The organism is Fulvivirga marina (assembly GCF_016775155.1).
Taxonomy (GTDB): domain Bacteria; phylum Bacteroidota; class Bacteroidia; order Cytophagales; family Cyclobacteriaceae; genus Fulvivirga; species Fulvivirga marina.
The window spans coordinates 319,229-337,678 of record NZ_JAEUGD010000042.1 but is presented as its reverse complement, the minus strand read 5'-3'; the positions used below and the strand labels follow the sequence as shown (position 1 = coordinate 337,678).

General features: G+C 41.9%; 15 protein-coding genes, 1 tRNA gene and 2 CRISPR repeat arrays (1 of these 18 running past the window's edge). Of the genes, 3 read left to right on the top strand and 13 right to left on the bottom strand.

The features are described from left to right. Positions 1 to 16: 16 nt before the first annotated feature. Positions 17 to 90, top strand: a tRNA-Asp gene (locus tag JMN32_RS12195). A 93-nt stretch (positions 91 to 183) separates the two neighbouring features. On the opposite strand, the gene JMN32_RS12190 is transcribed toward JMN32_RS12195, so the two are convergent. From JMN32_RS12190 to JMN32_RS12140, 11 genes are all read right to left on the bottom strand, one after another. After that, a complete protein-coding gene (locus JMN32_RS12190) occupies positions 184 to 798 on the bottom strand; it encodes a transposase (RefSeq protein WP_202856604.1) in 615 nt (204 codons plus the stop codon). Between the two features lie 345 nt (positions 799 to 1,143). Continuing rightward, a CRISPR array of direct repeats spans positions 1,144 to 2,431; the repeat unit is 30 nt; unit sequence ATTTCAATTCCTCCTAGGTACGATTAGCAG. A gap of 207 nt (positions 2,432 to 2,638) precedes the next feature. Further along, on the bottom strand, positions 2,639 to 2,899 hold the full coding sequence (cas2, locus tag JMN32_RS12185) for a CRISPR-associated endonuclease Cas2 (protein WP_202856603.1): 261 nt from the start codon (positions 2,897 to 2,899) through the stop codon (positions 2,639 to 2,641). A 1-nt stretch (position 2,900) separates the two neighbouring features. Beyond that, entirely contained in the window at positions 2,901 to 3,905 is a 1,005-nt protein-coding gene (gene cas1b / locus JMN32_RS12180; RefSeq protein WP_202856602.1) for a type I-B CRISPR-associated endonuclease Cas1b, read from the bottom strand. 64 nt (positions 3,906 to 3,969) lie between these two features. Beyond that, entirely contained in the window at positions 3,970 to 4,470 is a 501-nt protein-coding gene (cas4, locus tag JMN32_RS12175; protein ID WP_202856601.1) for a CRISPR-associated protein Cas4, read from the bottom strand. Between the two features lie 59 nt (positions 4,471 to 4,529). Then, positions 4,530 to 5,327 carry a CRISPR-associated endoribonuclease Cas6 gene (cas6, locus tag JMN32_RS12170; RefSeq protein ID WP_202856600.1) on the bottom strand — a complete coding sequence of 266 codons (798 nt, stop codon included), beginning with the start codon at positions 5,325 to 5,327 and terminating at the stop codon, positions 4,530 to 4,532. Positions 5,328 to 5,361: 34 nt separating this feature from the next. Then, positions 5,362 to 7,404 carry a type I-D CRISPR-associated helicase Cas3' gene (gene cas3, locus JMN32_RS12165; RefSeq protein WP_202856599.1) on the bottom strand — a complete coding sequence of 681 codons (2,043 nt, stop codon included), beginning with the start codon at positions 7,402 to 7,404 and terminating at the stop codon, positions 5,362 to 5,364. Then, a complete protein-coding gene (gene cas5d / locus JMN32_RS12160; RefSeq protein WP_202856598.1) occupies positions 7,397 to 8,065 on the bottom strand; it encodes a type I-D CRISPR-associated protein Cas5/Csc1 in 669 nt (222 codons plus the stop codon). Before cas5d ends, cas3 begins: the two co-directional genes overlap by 8 nt. After that, a complete protein-coding gene (cas7d, locus tag JMN32_RS12155; protein WP_202856597.1) occupies positions 8,065 to 9,012 on the bottom strand; it encodes a type I-D CRISPR-associated protein Cas7/Csc2 in 948 nt (315 codons plus the stop codon). Before cas7d ends, cas5d begins: the two co-directional genes overlap by 1 nt. A gap of 15 nt (positions 9,013 to 9,027) precedes the next feature. Next, positions 9,028 to 11,838, bottom strand: coding sequence for a hypothetical protein (locus JMN32_RS12150; RefSeq protein WP_202856596.1), 2,811 nt, complete (start codon positions 11,836 to 11,838; stop codon positions 9,028 to 9,030). Positions 11,839 to 11,867: 29 nt separating this feature from the next. Continuing rightward, positions 11,868 to 12,899, bottom strand: coding sequence for a hypothetical protein (locus JMN32_RS12145; RefSeq protein WP_202856595.1), 1,032 nt, complete (start codon positions 12,897 to 12,899; stop codon positions 11,868 to 11,870). 117 nt (positions 12,900 to 13,016) lie between these two features. Then, positions 13,017 to 13,739, bottom strand: coding sequence for a LytR/AlgR family response regulator transcription factor (locus JMN32_RS12140; RefSeq protein ID WP_202856594.1), 723 nt, complete (start codon positions 13,737 to 13,739; stop codon positions 13,017 to 13,019). A 103-nt stretch (positions 13,740 to 13,842) separates the two neighbouring features. On the opposite strand from JMN32_RS12140, the gene JMN32_RS12135 reads away from it, so the two are divergent. Beyond that, a complete protein-coding gene (locus JMN32_RS12135; RefSeq protein ID WP_202856593.1) occupies positions 13,843 to 15,783 on the top strand; it encodes a tetratricopeptide repeat-containing sensor histidine kinase in 1,941 nt (646 codons plus the stop codon). Here JMN32_RS12135 and JMN32_RS12130 read toward each other — a convergent pair whose 3' ends face one another. Further along, on the bottom strand, positions 15,784 to 15,969 hold the full coding sequence (locus JMN32_RS12130; protein WP_202856592.1) for a hypothetical protein: 186 nt from the start codon (positions 15,967 to 15,969) through the stop codon (positions 15,784 to 15,786). 48 nt (positions 15,970 to 16,017) lie between these two features. On the opposite strand from JMN32_RS12130, the gene JMN32_RS12125 reads away from it, so the two are divergent. Beyond that, positions 16,018 to 16,206 carry a hypothetical protein gene (locus JMN32_RS12125; RefSeq protein ID WP_202856591.1) on the top strand — a complete coding sequence of 63 codons (189 nt, stop codon included), beginning with the start codon at positions 16,018 to 16,020 and terminating at the stop codon, positions 16,204 to 16,206. 625 nt (positions 16,207 to 16,831) lie between these two features. Here JMN32_RS12125 and JMN32_RS12120 read toward each other — a convergent pair. Then, a complete protein-coding gene (locus tag JMN32_RS12120) occupies positions 16,832 to 18,055 on the bottom strand; it encodes an IS4 family transposase (protein ID WP_317191780.1) in 1,224 nt (407 codons plus the stop codon). A 297-nt stretch (positions 18,056 to 18,352) separates the two neighbouring features. Beyond that, positions 18,353 to 18,450: a CRISPR direct-repeat array (repeat unit 30 nt; unit sequence ATTTCAATTCCTCCTAGGTACGATTAGCAG); it runs 1,655 nt beyond the window's last position.

The window sequence follows — 18,450 nt, the reverse complement described above, 5'->3', positions numbered from 1 at the left end:
TAGGGAAATACATAATGGTCTGGTAGTTCAGCTGGTTAGAATGCCTGCCTGTCACGCAGGAGGTCGCGGGTTCGAGTCCCGTCCAGACCGCAAATGAAAGTTAATTATAAAGAGCCGCTTAAAATTATTTAAGAGGCTTTTTTTTTAGCCCTCCAAGGATTCAAAATCCTTGGAGGACTTTAATTAATCTAACGACACAACATCTTGCTTCTTAAGCTGCTGATGTACAGTTACAAACTCCTCTTTTCCTCCAAACCACTGAAGCCCCTCCTCCCTGGCTATTTTAGTTCTTTTATCAAGCAAATAGCCATGATATGAACTATGCCGCCATTCTTCGGCATTCTTCACAAAACCATGATGGACAGGATTGTTATGAATATAGGCTATTAAGGCCGTAAAGTAAGAATCGCTTTCTACAGGTTTTCGCTTAAAATTGGGGGTAAAGAGACTTCCTTTGCGGCTGTATCGTTTGTTGTAGGCTTTTGTATAGCCATTAAATAAGTTGCTGAATTGCTGTCTAATTAAACCTCCAAGGTTTTGAAAACCTTGGAGGTTTGGTTTTTTCGACCTAAAAAAAGCTACTAACTCCTCCTCTCCCCTCACCCTAATCATCAAATGAACATGATTTGGCATGAGGCAATAAGCAAATGTTTCAGCAACAGGGTGAATATATTCGGAATACTTTCTCAGAAAATAGTAATAATTCTCATCTTCCCTAAATAGGTTTTCACTGCCATTGGCATGGGTGTATATGTGATAGATTGCTTCGGATAGTAATGGAATGGTTGGTTGCGCCATAAGTTTATAAAAGCTGTTATTGCTTTGAATAAAGTTCAACTTTTATGGGGCTCTCCAATTTAACAGCAAATTATTTGATCATTCACATAGATGGTGGTAAAGTTTACTTAAGACTTGGCGATTAACCTTTTTAGGTACGATTAGCAGCCAAGTATAATCTTGTTTTCCGGGGTACTCATATCCAAATTTCAATTCCTCCTAGGTGCAATCACTAAATTCCCGCTCGAGAGAGATGCCGAAGGCAGAGGGTATACCCCTACAAATCCATTTACTCGTACCCGCTTCCATGCCGCACAAACCCCTCGTGAACCAAGCCGCATTATCCTACCCACAGGCGAAAGCTTGGTTTCAATTCCTCCTAGGTACGATTAGCAGTATAATTATTATGATAACGTTGGGGACGTTCTTATTAATTTCAATTCCTCCTAGGTACGATTAGCAGAAATCTTTCTACCCTCTCGATCCCTGCCGCGACTATTTCAATTCCTCCTAGGTACGATTAGCAGCGTGTTTGAATCTCATAACTGAGTGTAAGCAGGTCAAATTTCAATTCCTCCTAGGTACGATTAGCAGTAAAACAATATGTGTACATAAGTCTATAATGTCCAGATTTCAATTCCTCCTAGGTACGATTAGCAGACTAAACTCAACAGCTGAGCAGTTCCAAGTTATGCTAATTTCAATTCCTCCTAGGTACGATTAGCAGGAATGTGTTCAATCACCGGAGCAAACTTAAAAGGCGCATTTCAATTCCTCCTAGGTACGATTAGCAGATTAAATTTGAAATAGGTAAATTTAGGACTGACGAATTTCAATTCCTCCTAGGTACGATTAGCAGTAGCTTCAGGATCTGCGATTTGAGGTAAACTGTTGTCATTTCAATTCCTCCTAGGTACGATTAGCAGAATCGTCATACTCTATTTTCTTTTTCTCATCATTTTTATTTCAATTCCTCCTAGGTACGATTAGCAGCCTGCGTCAATTCCGTTTAGAGTACCATAAAAATAAATTTCAATTCCTCCTAGGTACGATTAGCAGTATCTGCAATTACTTCAAGACTCTGCCACCCAGTATTATTTCAATTCCTCCTAGGTACGATTAGCAGTTGCGATTTGATTTGCTGTTGAAGTTTTCATTTCTGTATTTCAATTCCTCCTAGGTACGATTAGCAGTAGTTTTGGGCTTGAGGAGGCCATGATGATGGAGGTTTATTTCAATTCCTCCTAGGTACGATTAGCAGGAATTTTCTAGTAATGCCCTCGTTGATGATGATATATATTTCAATTCCTCCTAGGTACGATTAGCAGCGTTTACCAGACGACTCATATTTCATATACCGAAATTTCAATTCCTCCTAGGTACGATTAGCAGAGCCGCAGCCATCAACTTCATACAGTACTACCAGCATTTCAATTCCTCCTAGGTACGATTAGCAGGGTGATGGGCAAGCTCAGATATGGGCAGGCTTACCTATTTCAATTCCTCCTAGGTACGATTAGCAGCCTTTGAAGGCTGTTTTTGCTACTGCTTTGAAATATAATTTCAATTCCTCCTAGGTACGATTAGCAGTAAGAGTTATTAATACAAAACATTATATGACCATATTTCAATTCCTCCTAGGTACGATTAGCAGCCGTTAGACTCGTGAGTAATAATCAACTCAATTTTAAAATAAAACAACATATCAAAGCCCTTAATTGACTCCTCTAGTCGTCTACCTCTAATGGTATAATTTACACCGGCCTTAGACGACTCTTTTAAATACCTCATTTTCAAACAATTATTGCATACCAGTAGATCATACAACCGCTACTTTGGGTAAAATGCCCCTGACCGACGACTAAAGGAAGTTATCTATTTTGTTCTTTTCATCACCTACAACCTCCTTGTCCAACCAGCGCTCATCTTTGCTTTTAAATATGATCAGACTATCTGCATCTTCCATAATTCCCTTAGCCTCACTTTTAAGTCTTTTTAACTGAACGTCTGTAAGCTCCCCTTCAAACACAGAGTTTTGGATCCAGTGCAGGTACCTCCGGCATAGTTTCAGCATTTTGCCTACGCGCTTCTCATTGATGTCATACATTAAGATCACATACATATCACCACCAAGCTTTGAAAGGTTTGTACTCCCTCGTCCCGATCATATGGTTACACAATTTGTAGCATTCCAACTTGATCAGGTGTTTATAGCTGACATGCCTACCTAAACTGCGATGTTTAATCGTCTGGCTTAATTTTTCCTCCCAGGCTTTCAAAAAGGTCTTTTTACCACCTTCCTTTAGTGTTATGCGACCGGTACCTTCATGAAAATCCGAGGCTTTGAGTTGCTGTTTGTTCAATACGGAGAAAATAACCCTGTCCACGAGCATCGGCTTAAATATCTCCGCTAAGTCAAGTGCCAGACTAAACCTTCTGGCTCCAGGCTCATGTAGGAAACTGATAGTGGGGTTGAGTTGGGTATGATAGATCTGGTCAAGGCAAATGGTATAGCATAACATGTTACCGAAGCTGATCAGGCTGTTGACTTCATTTTTAGGAGGCTGCTTACTCCTCCCCTCCATCTTCAGGTCTTTTAATATCTCATCAAAGCCAACATAGTAACATTGCCGGATATTACCTTCAATACCCATGAGCTCATCAATGGCATTGGCTCCGTCTATGCCATCACACCACGAATCCATGGTGTCGATACATGCGGTGAGCTCTTTGCCCCGGGTTTGGTAATATTTCAGGTTTCTCAGCATATTGGCGGCTGCACCTTTTACAAAAGACTTTGCAATAGCGAGCCGCTTTTTATGAGAAAGGTAGTGTTGTGTCTGGCTTACCTGAAGCTTACCGGCAAGCAGATATTCTTTGGCATAAAAGCTTCCTGTATAGTGCTCATAGTAATCAAAGAAATGCACATTGATCTGCTGCTTACCCAGGAAGTTGTATAAACTTGAATTAGCGTCCAGACTACCAAAAATATATAAATCTGATACGGACTCTACAGGTATATATTTTGGCATGAGTTCCTGGCCACTTTCATCTACCGGAGTAAATTTCAAGGTATTATCCCGCCGGCTGAGACGGCCGGGATTAAAGAGGTAATATGTTTTTTTCATATTGATTCATTGTAGACCTCCAAGGTTTTCAAAACCTTGGAGGTCTTTTAAATTGGAGGTCTTTTTACTCCACCCAACACAAATCAAAATAGCTACAGCTTTTGCAGAAGCTCTTATTGATTCTGTCTGGAACTACATCATGCTTTATGATCTCCTCTATATACTTTTCAGCTTCCTCCAACTTTAGTATATCATCTTCTAAAAGCTCCACATGGGTTATTTTCTTTAGCTTAGGGTACTCTAAAATACCAGTAGCACCTCTAATTCCTGCCCGCAAAAGCAATAACAGGTAGTACTTTACCTGCCACTCATGAGCCGCTTCAACTTTGTTACTTTTCTTGATTTCATGTACAACACGGCTCTTCTCATCATAAAAATCTATTTTGGCTCCCGCTAATTCCAGCTCGGTAAATTTGGCTGCACGCTGTGGATAGCTGGTCTCATGAATAAGATTACCTTCATCCACCACGGAGGAAGTGTGCTCCATCTGTATACCCTGACTGAAAAGCCAGAGCTTGCGATGGCAGATGTGGTAGTAGTTGATATGGGTGGCGATGATGTTCATTCTACTTATTTAATATAAACCTCCAAGGTTTTGAAAACCTTGGAGGTTTATAGTTGAGTTTAGGCTTCCACCATACCAAACCCCATACTGCCTTTCTCGCCCAGGCCTACGTCCCAGACAAACTCTTGAACCTCAACCGGAGCCGTAAGCTCACAGTCAAATAACCACCCACGCACCTTGGTTTCACTTCTTGTAAGCGCCTTTATCTTTATCAACTTTGATTTGAATTTACTTCCAAGTACTTTGAAATCAATATTGCCGCCTTCCTGGTCAAAGTCATCGACACCGGCCATGGAGAATATGTTTGAAGCAACTTCATATCTTGATTCCAGGTTTCTGATAAGGCGGGGTACAAACTCAGCATGATCGGGCCACAGGTATTTTGCGTAGGCTTCTTCCTCTCCAGGCGGACGTGTAACGCAGCAAGGGGATAGCAATCTGTAAGTCATGGTTTCTGAAAACCCGGGCCTATCAGCAACCTCCACCTGATCAACTTTAAGAGATACACCATTGATTCTATCACCTATGTAAACCTCATTATTCAGAAAAACTCCTTTTATAAATGGTTCGGCCATATCAGGCAGATAAAACCCAATAGAGAGCTTAGCCTGGTCGCCCAATAGCTCAAAAACGCCACGATCTCTATGAAAATGATAAGGCCGCAAGTCGAGAGGACCGAAATTGAATAGTTTAAATTTTCTATTCCCTTCTCCATAACCCTGGAGGTGAAGCGATGTAGCCAGTTTTTGGTTGGCTTCTGCAATTCTCTTATATATCCAACTGCTAATAGCATATTGATAATTGACAGGCAGGAAGTTATTGCCTCTTCTGCAGGAAAATGTAATGTTCAATCTCATAATTTGTTCGATTAAGATGTTACGCTATAACTGCTTATAAAAAGGTAGCGTCCGATTCAATATTTTTTATAGTAAGCCGCTTACGATCAAAAGTTTGACCAAGAAGCATGATTCGTTTGCTAAGCTCTATCTGGGCTTCTTCAGTGCCTCCTCGTCTTAGCTTGTCGTATACACCCTTTGCCGCCCGGTCAAAGGCCTTTCCAGGCTCATGGGCCTCTTTATAACTGAGAAAGTTATTCCCGTGCAACCCAATATTGGGTAAGGTACTGACTTCATACTGCAGGTCTTTATCCCTATCCTTCAGGTCGCCTACAGTGTATTGCATCACCCTATATGGCTCCTCCTGCAATACTTCAACATCTTCAATTACTTTGTGTTGCAAGATCCAGTCAAGCGAATAATCCAATTCCTTAGTTAGTATACGATCGTATACTTTGACCACCAACCCCCCATCCCTGAAGGTGAGATAAGTATCAATAAAGCCTCTCCACCAGCTTAGCCATTGTGATGTGCGTGGGGCCATTTTCTCCAGCCTTTGTTCAATCTTGAGTTTATGCCACGTATGCTGATTGTGTGGAAGCTTATCAAGCTTTAAAGCCTGCTTTACTAAAGCCCTGACCGCACGGTTGATTTCATTAAATAATTTATAACGACCATACGCTTTTTCAGAATAGAAATTGATCTCTCCCAAGCGTTTTTTCAGGTACCTGTAAATATCATAGTCCTGATACCTTCGAATGTTATCCTCTATGCACCACACATACTCTCCAAGATACATAGGCACCCGCTCCGTATAGAACTTTCTTCCCTGAAGCTCTTCTCTGACTACTTCAAGAAAATCATAATAAGACCACATGTCTTTCCCTGAAAGTTTATGCCTGAAGCGATGATAGCGCCTGTCTGTACAGATAACCACTTTGCCTTCCATGTCACCACGCGATACCCGGCCAAACCGCTGCACAAAATTCTGGTAATACTTACCCGGCTGCATGATGCAGTAGGTAACATCATAATTAACCCCAACCTCAGCTTTATTGGTTGCCAATATGAGATTGGCTGCTTTGATCCGCTCCCGTTCCGGCTCATCATCAGGAGCATACCCTGTACTCTGGTAAATTACACATTCAGGCAATTCTGCCTCCAGGGTAACGGCCAGCTCCTGCACATCCCGAAGCTGATCCAAAATGAGCAATACCCTTTGTTCTTTAAGCACCTCACGCAACTCTGATAGCTTATACATGACCAGCTCAGGCATATTGTTACTATCGATCAGCTCTATTTCCAACTGACCATGGATCGGCCGAGCGTCTTTACTATCATCCACTATTTCTTCAATAATTTCCTCATAGGCATACCCTTCGCCTTCCAGAAGTGTCTTAAGCCCTTCCTCAGGGGTGGCGGATACAAAAAGGAAACGTACACTACTGCCCATACCTTTAGCAGGGTCATGGTGAGGTAAAAACAGGTGTCGCAGCTTGACCATTGTCAAAATATTGGCAATCTGGGCCTCGTCATAGAGGTGGTATTCATCAAAAATGATATAGCTGAACGCACCTAGAAACCGGCTAAAACGTGTTGCCCCTGTTTTGTTATGATGCGCCAGTTGATGATAACCTCCATGCATCGCAAAATTAAGTATGTCAGGGTTGGTGATGATCAGATCACTCCCCTCTGCCAGTTCGATAGCTTTCTTCCATCGGTCATGCCCTTTTACTCCGGCTTTGGTCAGCTCAGTGCCTGTAAGCTGGCAGGTTACAAGCTGAGGGTAAGTAGCCTGAAAGCTGGCCGTTAGTTCTTTGATCAGGGCATTGGTCGGCAGCACAATTAATCCCCTTACTTTTGCACTGCCTCCAATACCCCTAACTTGTTTTTGTGCATTAAGAGCAGGAAAGGGAAAAGCATAGCTCTTGCCTGTACCTGTAGGCGCCGTGATTACCGTAAACTCCGGCAACTTATCAAAGTCAAGCTTGATCCGCTTCTGCACCTCATGCAGACGACAGGCGTTTCCGTTGATCTGCTCCACCTCCTCCGTCTGCTTTACATATTGCGGCAGTATGTTCACTTTAAAACTATCCATGACCAAACACCGGTTTAAATATGGACTGCACTTCCTCTTTATCCATTTGGCGGATGAGGTTGTAGTTTTCCAGTATGAAGGAAAAATTGACCTTTCCTTTCTCCATCATTACACTCGTGGCCTTATCCAGGTTATCAAACACTGTTTTGAGTGAGAAAGCATTGAGCCAAAACTCCTGCCCATTTTGTTCAGGCACAGTTTCTACCAATACCATGGTCTCGAGCGCACGACCCATTCTGATAACGGGTGGCAGTTTAACAGGCTGCTGAGAGAGAAGAAGTGCTTCAAAAACAGACCCTGCACGTATACCCTGAACTTGCCGGAAATTCTTAAAAGGTGACTTACCGGACTTTTCAATGGCCTTAACATCAATATAGCCATCTACATTAAACAACGTGTTTTGAATGTAGGCCTCCGTTTTATGGTGCCTTTCTACCGGTCTTGCTACCGTGCAATAGAAACCGAAATCCGCTATTTCCTGATAATTCGGTCTTTTTCGATAAGTGTAATCCCGCTGCCCAAATGCATTTCTGAAAGCATAGTTAAGAGCCAGGTCTCCTAAAAAGTCACCGGTTACAGCCGCCGATGTGCTGCCACCTGAGACTTCAGTGAAGTAGAACAGGTGGCTGAGCAATGTCAGTCTAACTACCTGAGCCTCCATTACTTCTTACCTTTTTTGTTGATGATATGGATATCCTTCAGGTATTGTGTACAATCTTCCTGGGCCTTGGTATATAGCTGCTGCATACCTTGCTTATCTTCCCATAGCTGACTGATCAACTCAGTAAACTTGTCACCAGTCACATAACCATCCTTGCCATACGCTTTGCCCATGACCTCATTAATGGCACCCGATACACTTTCATAATCTACACTATCGCCATTCCAGTTTTTAGAGATTGCATAGCTATTTACGGGCTGCTCAAAATCTGAGAACCCAACGCCCAGTATATGATTTTTAACATTTCCGGCGCTGGTAGTGGTACTTTGAGCAAAGTAGCGAGACTCATGCATGACGCAAATCAGCAAATGAATGAACAGCTCAGGAGTTACATTTTCCAGGGTGATGAAGTGAGGTAGATAAGTACCTGGCTTCACATACTGCACCTGAAAAAGTGATTGTCGAAGCTTGCCCTCCTCTTCATTCCACATGGTACCACCTTCACTTAATGCGTTGTGCTGTAAGGTGGCGGTTATTTGATTCACATCGCGTAAGGAGTAGGCCCAGTCGTAAATAACCCTGCTGGTGAGTGCTACGGCATCTCCACTTTCCGTAACGCTGTCTCCAAAAAGCACGGAATTCGGATTAGCCAACTGCTCACTTTTTTTGATGATGTTATAACGCAATTCCTCATCCACTACACCAAACTCCCTGCATAGCTTTAAGCCCAATAATTTCTCACGGCTTTTAAGCTTACGTGCCGGCACCTCTACCACATCGCGATTTTCTGACAATTTGAAGGTGATGGTTTCATCCGGGTAATTGCTTCGTATAATAGCATTGCCAATTACTTCGCGTAGAATGGCTATTTTTATTGAACCCAATGCATTTTGCTTGAGGCTGCCTGCAAAGTGTTTTTCCGGGATCAGGTCATATAATGTATTCATAATGATATTTGTTATTTAAAGGTTATTGATGATACTGAGGTATGCAGAAGCATAGTTTTTACTCTGCTTGGGTAATTTTTCCTTCACATTCTCTTCATTGATTTCAAGCGATTCGGCCAATAGTTCCTGCTGCACCCTTCGGGCGGTAGCTTCCCTCATCCTGATCAGGGAATGCTCCTTGAAAAGAAAGGCAAACTGGTATATCCAATCCTTCTCTACATTGACTGAAGGTATTACCCCTTTCCAATCCTTGATAAAGAGCTCATCATAAACTGCCGTGGCAAACGCCTTGATGACCTCCATATCCTGCTGTTTTTGCATTCTGAGCTTGCGGTAGATCTCTCCGCATATCTTCTGGATGATATCTTCGCGGCTGCTGCCTTGCTTATGGTATTTGCGCAGGTATTCTGTAGCGGTGCGGATCATCCATGTTTCTTCCGCACCACTTTTAAAGCCGACATCTATTTGTACCGCCAGCTTCACGAGTTGTTCTGTTACTGTCATTGCATTATCATTTTTGAGATACTTGTTATAAAATTTGCTAAGTGTATCATGAACTCTGTTCCTGTTCTCCTTGGGCAGCAGGTAATAGAGCATGAAGTAAGCGCGTCTGCTTTGCGCTATTTTAAGCAGGTTGCTTTCTATCCGATCTTTACCGAAGAGCAACACCAGGTACATTTCGTCCAATACTTCCTGCACCTCCACCAGCCGTATGCTGTCCCAGCCCAATTGTTTGAGAAACCGTGGCGGGTTATCGAAATGAAAAACAGCTTTGTGCGGTGTATAAGGTGTCATAATACCCGACAGGTAGGTACGAATGCCCATGTGCTGTACTAGCCTGAGACACTTCCTGACCAGGAAAAAGGTAGGCTCTACCTTGGGTGGCAACTTGATAAAATCGAGGTTATATAAGTTGTATTGGAATTTTGAACTTTTATCAAACTCAATGGTCCCATCTTCCAACAGCCTTAATTCGTTTTTGGCCTTTACACAACTGGTAACAATATCGCGGTCAACGTCCAGCCTCGCCTCGAAAAAGTCATGATACATGACGAGGTTTGCATCACCCACACTAAAAAGGGAGGCCCTTAGTTTATTCTCTTCAGCAAAAAGGGCCGATATGTGACTGGTGTTGTTGTTGAGTGATGTTACGGTACGATTGCTAAAACCCCTGGCCTTCATAGCAAAAGCAACTTCCGCTTTATAGGGCACCGTACCTTCAGAGCCGGTAAAGGCACACATTTCCCGCTTGGCAGGCACTTCAGGGTTGTAAGTCTCTAAAAACTTTAGGTTAACATTGCCGGGACATTCGAAGTACCGGTCGAAGAGTTGCTGTTTGACGGAATCACCGACCTCCTCAGGTTCGAAATGAGCAATGATGTCTTCTTTCAATTGAACAATGTACTCTTCAACATCCTCCTCCATTGTCACCTTCCAGGTCTTGATAAAGTTGAGATAGGTTTTATAAAGCGCACTGGTACTGCTTACGCGCTCATCGATGTACCCCAGAAACTGCGGTATGGCATTTAATTCCTCTCCTGTATCCTTCAAAACCACTGGCATGGGTAGATTTTCATCACTCTCCTGCCGTCGCTTCAGGTCTTGCAGCCAGGTAGCATTATCCTTAGCATTCAGCCATTGTACCTTGTGCAGGTTATAAACAATCATGAATTCTTCATCCTGGCTATCGTTGAAGCTTTCCTGGTAGTTCAGTATCAATCGCCCGTTCTCGTCCCTACACTCCATAGGCAGGTTATAGGTGGCAATCAACTGTTTAGTGAAGGCAAAGAAACCTTCATAATCACTGATTTTGACATTGGTATTCGGCGATAGTGCTAAAAACTTGTTTTTCATGGAGGTAATGATCTCCTCAAGCACTTCAACCGTAAAGGGTGTTGAACCGACAAAACCGAACTTGCATTTTTGTGCATCAATGTTGGTCAGGTCAACGCATTTGATATCCTCAGCACTGCCGCTCTGGTACTCCTGCGCTATCAGGTCATGCTCTTGCTCTGTAACCGGCTCACCCCAAAAGACAAAACCTTCTCTTAAAGCCAAGATCACCTTTTTACCATTTTTCAGCAGCACTTTTCTGGCTACATTCAAAAGGTTCTGACTCAACAAGGTATAGGGATTGTGGCGCACTTTAACATAAGACACTTCCATGGGCATTGTACCCATAATGCCTTTAAGCTTGCGCTTTACACTGTCATAGAGTCTTTCAATGCTCTCAAGATTTTCGTTTTGAATTGAAGCCAATCCATCCGCCAGGTGGCAGAGGTGTCGTTGTACACCCGCAACCTCATCGCGATTGAGCGTAACCGGATAATCTTCAGAGGCCACCCAGCTCCCATCCTCTACAGAAAGAGCGAGGTAATAGATATTGCTTTTGTACTGGTCATACTCAGGCATAAACTCATATACCCCCAACTCAGCCACATGCTCGTCAAGCTGCGACACGGCTATTTCCAAATCAGACCGATCTATAGTTTGTGTGGCATGCAACAGTTTGTTGGCATCATGAAAAGTAAAACCCAGCATGAACACACGAAGGTATAGTTCTGCATCAGGGTCTTCTGCATAGCCCTTCTTGAGCATGTATTGCTCATAAACAAACAGCGCCGGAATGAGCCCGGTAAGAATGTGGATATGATAGGGCATGTCGTAGTAATCTGCACGTTTTTGCCCATCCACAATATATAGCCCTTTGGCCGCCGTAGTGGTATGGTTCGCCATTAACTTTCCCAGTACGGAATCGAAGTACTCTTGTACTACAGACTGAAAAAGCGGGGTTTCAAAGTAATTTTCTATTAGTTGGTATTTCATAGCCATTTTATTAATGTTAAGTGAATGAACTATCTGCTGAGAAATTCGTCGATAAGGTATCGGGCATAGGCTTCGGAAGCCCTTCGTACTGCTTTCTCATGAAACAAATAGTAGTAGATAGAGGCAAAGGCGTATAGTCCGAGTAAAATCACGAATAAAAGGTCAGCCTGCCACCAGGCATAAAGCAGACCTGGCGCACATAGCACTGCGGCAAGCAAAGCAGCAGGGATCAGGTTGCGCAGAAAGCCATAGCGAATAAGTGCAGAGCGTATGACTACCGACTTCACGACATTTTTGAGCGTAAAAACTGCCCGATGAAGCTTTTGCAAGGCAAGCTTATCATCCTCAAGCTCATCCTCTTTGCTGGGAAACTCTATACCAAAATATCTTGTAATCTTTTGACGATATTGTACCTTTTGATTGTCTGAATATTTAGATCTTATGCTAAAAAGCATCATGTAAGCCGTAGCAAAACCTTTACGTCCTTCAGAAAAGAACAGCCGTTTTTCCCAACGCTTACCTTGCGTGGCCAGCCAACCGCTCAATCCCCAGGCCAGGGCCACGCAAATGAGTAACCCTATGATGTAAATGGAAGATGAGCGCTCATTTCTGTCGATCAGGAGGGCGTATATAAGAATCATCAGAGGCATCACGCCAAGTAACGCAGGAAGCACTCTTGCTCCGAGTACATATTTGTCGATCCATTCTGCCGCTTCTGGTGGGTTTCTTTGATAAAGAACATGATGGCTGGCCTGATATTCTGTTGGTTGTGGAACGCTATAACCTTTCCTGGAAACAAAGTCTTTTAAATCACTACAACCTACTTCTCTGGCAATTACATCAAAATAATTATTCTTAAAGCTTTTAGTTGCTTTAGGATTGGTTTTCAGTAGGTTACTGAATTCATAATAGCTGTTTTTTAGATACTCAGCGGGTACACCTATTTCACAATCTTTACCCAGCTTATATAGTCCGGGACCGTCAGGACCATAATTATGTTTGTAAGCTAACTCCTTCAGTAATTCTAAGCATGCTTCAACCGGATAACCATTATCAGCCATATTGTCTTCATTTTGATGATTATGAAGGCAATTTGATGATTAGAATTGGGTGCTAATAATTCGTTTTGTCAAAGCCATGAAATACTTTGCCAAAGAGGATATTGCTTTGTGAAAGGATTAGAGCATATTCAGCATGGCCTTTACTTTTGCCTGGAAGGATTTACCAATATTGACCTTCTCGTCCCCATCCATGATGAGTTGATTGCCTTGTATGCCTGTAATATGGTCCTTATTGACGATATAAGATTTGTGGATTTTAACGAATTTCTCAGGTTGTGAAGCACTTTGTATGATAAGCCCATGAACAACTTTCATGTTTTTGGAATGATTGACCAACTTCTTTCCATGGGTACAGTGAATCGTACAGTATGATCCATCTGCCTCAAGATAGGTAATGTCTTTGATAGCCATTTTCTCATATCTGCCTTCTTTCAAAGGCATAAATACGGTGTCAGATTTCTCAGTAACTGCCAGCGCCTTATCAATGCTTTGCATCACGAGGCTATCAACAAAAGGCTTGACCAGAAAATTAACAATATCCAGAAAAGATATCCGGTGCATTACTTCAGGGTTGGCATGATCGGTAAGAAATATGGTCGGAACCTTTCTCAATTGATGCAAACGTTCTGCAGTACTTACTCCGTCCAGCTCACCCGCCAGTTTAATATCCATGATCACTATATCAGGCCTGTCTTCGGTAAACTTGCTAATGGCTTCCTCTCCGGTATCATAGGTGATGACATCAAAATGTCCAAACCGCTTTAAACGATTTATAAGCTCAAGTGCCACCATCGTATCATCTTCTACTAACATGATCTTCGCCGACCTGATATTATTCATATTACGAGATATTATTATTAAAATTAGACTCCCAAATTAATATAAAATAACGTTTTGATTTGGCTACCCACAACTCAATATATCTATGTGCATGATTATCAGCATGATAAATAATATTAAACTTCGAGGGATTACTTGTATCCTAAAACTATTCATATTCTCCTCATGCTTATTAGGGTCTACCCTTCCGTTTTGTGCTTATAGCCAGCAAAGCCCCAGTGAAACCAACTCTGACCGGGCTAAAAAGCAAGGCATACAACATTTAATACGGAGAAAGTATCAATCTGCCGACTCAGCATTCATCGAATGTATTTCATTATCTCAAAAGGAAAAGAATTATAAAAACGAAGGCAAGTGCAAAAGTAATCTTGCCAGTTCGTATGTCAGCCAATACAAGTTAAGTGATGCCCTTCCTCTTTATTTAGAAGCTATTAACACATATGAAGAGCATGGCTTTGACACCTTATATGGCGAAGCATTGCTCAATCTCGGGTGGACATACCGAAACCTGGACATCTATGATTCCGCCATGGTCAACCTACACAAAGGGATCACGGTTCTTGAAAAATTAGATCACAAAAAAGCTCTGATGAAAGGGTATAATTTTTTGGCCACTACCATCCGTAAATCCGGGGCCAAATCACCTGAATATTATTTCAACAAATCCCTTTCGCTGGCTGAAGAGTTTAAGGACACAGCACATATCTCAACAGTCTACAATAATCTAGGCAATTTTTATCGTGATAAAGGCGCCTTAGACTCTGCCATTTATTACTTCAAGCAAAGCTTACAATTAAAAACAGCTCCCAATAAGCTCGCTATTACTTATCTCAATCTCGCACAGGCTTATATGGATAAAGGGCTTTTTGATCAGGCTGAAGAAGCCCTTTTGACTTCTTATCATCTTCGTAGAGAACACGGCTCATCTTCGTCATTATTTAAAAGTTACCTGGAGCTTGTTAACTTATACCATATCAAACAGAAAAATGATGAGGCTCAGTATTACATGCATCAGGCAGACTCCCTGGCTCAGACTTTATCCTTAGTCCCTTCTATAAAACTTGAATACTTAGAATTAAAGCAGGAGGAGCTTAGAAGACAAGAGAACTATGCTGGAGCACTGGCTTTGAACGATCAGATCCTATCATTAAGAGACTCTTTGTATAATGAAGAAAAGCAAAACCTGGCTACCCGATATGAAGCCTTATTTAGTGTAAGCAAGTGGAAAAATGCTTTTGAATTGGAAGCTGTCAAAAGACAGCAAGAAGCAGCCACTTACCAACAAAATAAAATAACCACTCGGTGGATAATCCTTGTTTTTATCATGCTATTAATAGGAGCTCTGTTATTTGCTAAACTAAGAAACACCAAAGCTAAAGTAGCCACCGCTGAAGCCGAACTACATGCTCAAAAAGCAGAAACAGAGCGTATTAAATATCAGGAACTTAATCACCGAACCAGCAACCTGTTAACCATCTTTAGTAGCCTGATCACTATTCAGGAAAATGATCCTGAGAACAAAGAAAATATGGCAATATCAAAAATAAGAAGCCAGGCAGACGCTATCACTTCCGTATACCACCTATTGGGTAATACCTCAAAATCGGCAGGGAAATGGATCAATATGGCTGATTACATCCATGAACTAGCGCATAATCTGTGTTCCCTTTCAACCTTGGATAGCTCGCAGTATACAATAACAGGTGAGCTGGAACCTATTAGGATACCAGAGCATCAGTGCAACCCATTTGCCTTAATTATTAATGAAGTGATTACTAATGCTATCAAGTATGGTAAAGATGAAAATGATCACCTTACCCTTGACATGAAACTCATGAAAACAGATGATGAAGTCATCATATTTAATCTTAAAGATGGAGGAAAAGGATTTTCTGAGAATATTAGTAAAAAAGGCGAAGGGAATACACTTATCAATTTACTTAGCAAACAACTGCGGGCAACGATTGAGTATGGTTTAGACGGATCATCTGAATTTGAAATGAGCTTTAAAAGAAAGGGTGAGCCGAAACCCACCCTTTTATAATTATGGAGTTTCCTGAATGATAGGATCACCCTCATCTTCTCCATCTCCGGTACCATCCGCCTGTCCATTCAGCACATCAATCTTTGGCGCATCTGCATTTACAGGTTTTACATCATGATCTTCGCAGGCCGCCAGACTAACAGTTAGTACTATTACAGCCATCAGTTGTTTAAGTAGATTTCTCATTGAACCCTCCTTTTTTTAAGCAGTGAAACATGTTTAAACATGCTCCTCATGGCAGGAGGAAGAAGGAAAGAGGGTCCGGATAAAGCTGACCTTCCTGTACCAGTTTATCTTTCATCTCAATCCTTGATGACATACTTTTTTAGTTTATGGCTTTGTCCAACCCTGGGCCGGACAACAGGTCCATTAAAGTATGTCGGTGCTATTAAGGCTTCTTTCCGCGGTGATAGCCTTACTTAGGATGCATCCATCTGGCACGTTGCCATCAGGAACTGAAGCAAATGTGAAAAAATGCGTTCAGCACCCCATAGCACCGAAAAACTATGCTTATAAATACTAAAAATAATTTTTAACAATCTGTTAATAAGAAATTTACACACATGATACAGTCACACAGCACACCAAGAGAATGCTGGCAAAATGCTGGATGAAAGGGCATTATTTGGGGGAGTTATTCAATAATTCTTATGGGTGTGGGAGGAAGACCATAGTACTCCCAAGCTGTAGTTCGGGTTCAATCCTTCTAGGTGCGATTAACAGTCCGGTTTATAAGCGGATGGGTTACGGCGCAAAGGTCTTTCAATTCCTTCAAGGTACGATTAGAAGGCTTCTCTTGGGGATTATAGACAATACCCAGACGTATTTCAAATCCTCTTAGGTGCAATCACTAAATTCTCCCTTGAGGGAGATGCCAATGCTATTAAGTTAAGATTTAGTATAGTCTATTTAGACTCTTCTCATATGTTTTGAGTTAGTCTAAATTTTATGTTTGGCAGATTATAACATAGCAATCCCTCTCTCCCAGTTTGGAAGCATGGTTTGGGTGGCGATATTTTTAAATTAACTATTTTAGAGCAGGCTGGTGTTATTTGTTAAATTGGGTTATTCTGCCTTTTCTGTTACTGGATCTTGTGTCTCTTGGAAAGTGTCGATCTGGTTTTTCAGGAACAATAGAACTTGATATCTGCTTGAGCCATTTATCCAGTAACGTGCTGGTTGCCTTGCAGAACAGGAATTCAATAAGCTTTTCCCTTATAAACCTGTAAGCATTTTTCCAGTTGTATTTGTATTTCCATTTTCTGTGACGCGTTCTTTTCTCTATTAATTTATTGGCAACAATACCTGTAAGGGATACCATATTAATGCAGAAGATATGGGCATAGAATTCCTGAAAAATGCCTGCAGCCTTTTTGCATCCAAATTGTTCTATTTTCATTTTTGGTTTCAGGTTTTTAAACCCTTCTTCTACTCCCCACCGAAGCTTGTAAAGGTCAGCCATATCTTTGGAAGTATACTTCTGCTGATCAGAAAGGTTGGTGACCAATATCTCTGTTTCTCCGGTAGTGAGCCTGACTTTAATCACCCTTACCTGAATAGGGACACAATCAAGCTGGTTGCTCCGACTGTTTTCCCTTTCTTTAGGGCTAGGTTCCCAACGGGTTATAAAGTCCTCCCGCTCATCATCGATCACCCTCTTGGCAAAGTTGCTGTTATTCGTGGGCAGGCGGACACAAAATTTCATCCCTTTGCCAAGTAGCTCTTTAAAGGTGCAAAAATTACCAAAGCCCCTGTCAAGAATCAAAATGTGGTTATCATTTATTAAAGCAGTGGACAACCACTCCCTTAGAAGATTTTTTTCACCGGTTTTCATTGAGGAGATATGTCCGCTGACTATAAAGTTGTTAAGGACATCATAGATCAGCAGAGCCCGCGCCAAATATCTTTTGGTTCCTAATTGGTTGACTGAATGAACCCCAAAGTAAGCTTCAATATCCTTGGATGCAGGTAAATTTAATGTACTTCCATCTCCGGCCAGAAGAATGTGGCCTTTCCAAAGTTTCTTTTCCAAACCACAGTATGGTTCTTTGAAAAACTCCAGAAGGTCACGAAAAACTTCAGGTTTGACCTTGTAACGCGCCTGCGAAAAAGCACTACCTGTAACTGCTCTGACAGAGAGCGAGGGCAATATATTCTGAAGGTTAAATTCTACAGACTCTTTGAACAAATTAAGGATGCTGCCTACAACTACTTCAAAGGATAAAGCTGATGACCTGCTAAAATCCCCGGAAGATTGTTTATAGAGGGAAATTTTCTCGGGGTCTCGTAAAAAATCAAAGAGTTTTTTTTGAAGAACCTCCAGAGTTCTTCACCATCTCATTTTCTTTCTTTAAATTCATATCTCGATATATTTATTATGTCTCGAAGATAAAAGAGACGGCCGATCAAGTCCAGCTTGATCGGCTTTTTTTCCTTAACTTAATAGCATTGAGGGAGATGCCGAAGGCAGAGGGTGTATCCCTCCAAATCCATTTACTCGTACCCGCCTCCATGCCGCACTACCCCTCGTGAACCAAGCCGCATTATCCTACCCACGGGCTAAAGCTTGGTTTCAATTCCTCCTAGGTACGATTAGCAGACAACAATTCGATCATAGTAAGGGTGTGAAATTACCCAATTTCAATTCCTCCTAGGTACGATTAGCAG

Excerpts from the sequence above, each read along its gene's own strand:
- JMN32_RS12190 (WP_202856604.1), bottom strand. The coding sequence starts at position 798 with ATGGCGCAACCAACCATTCCATTACTATCCGAAGCAATCTATCACATA.
- cas2 (WP_202856603.1), bottom strand. The coding sequence starts at position 2,899 with ATGTATGTGATCTTAATGTATGACATCAATGAGAAGCGCGTAGGCAAA.
- cas1b (WP_202856602.1), bottom strand. The coding sequence starts at position 3,905 with ATGAAAAAAACATATTACCTCTTTAATCCCGGCCGTCTCAGCCGGCGG.
- cas4 (WP_202856601.1), bottom strand. The coding sequence starts at position 4,470 with ATGAACATCATCGCCACCCATATCAACTACTACCACATCTGCCATCGC.
- cas6 (WP_202856600.1), bottom strand. The coding sequence starts at position 5,327 with ATGAGATTGAACATTACATTTTCCTGCAGAAGAGGCAATAACTTCCTG.
- cas3 (WP_202856599.1), bottom strand. The coding sequence starts at position 7,404 with ATGGATAGTTTTAAAGTGAACATACTGCCGCAATATGTAAAGCAGACG.
- cas5d (WP_202856598.1), bottom strand. The coding sequence starts at position 8,065 with ATGGAGGCTCAGGTAGTTAGACTGACATTGCTCAGCCACCTGTTCTAC.
- cas7d (WP_202856597.1), bottom strand. The coding sequence starts at position 9,012 with ATGAATACATTATATGACCTGATCCCGGAAAAACACTTTGCAGGCAGC.
- JMN32_RS12150 (WP_202856596.1), bottom strand. The coding sequence starts at position 11,838 with ATGAAATACCAACTAATAGAAAATTACTTTGAAACCCCGCTTTTTCAG.
- JMN32_RS12145 (WP_202856595.1), bottom strand. The coding sequence starts at position 12,899 with ATGGCTGATAATGGTTATCCGGTTGAAGCATGCTTAGAATTACTGAAG.
- JMN32_RS12140 (WP_202856594.1), bottom strand. The coding sequence starts at position 13,739 with ATGAATAATATCAGGTCGGCGAAGATCATGTTAGTAGAAGATGATACG.
- JMN32_RS12135 (WP_202856593.1), top strand. The coding sequence starts at position 13,843 with ATGATAAATAATATTAAACTTCGAGGGATTACTTGTATCCTAAAACTA.
- JMN32_RS12130 (WP_202856592.1), bottom strand. The coding sequence starts at position 15,969 with ATGAGAAATCTACTTAAACAACTGATGGCTGTAATAGTACTAACTGTT.
- JMN32_RS12125 (WP_202856591.1), top strand. The coding sequence starts at position 16,018 with ATGGCAGGAGGAAGAAGGAAAGAGGGTCCGGATAAAGCTGACCTTCCT.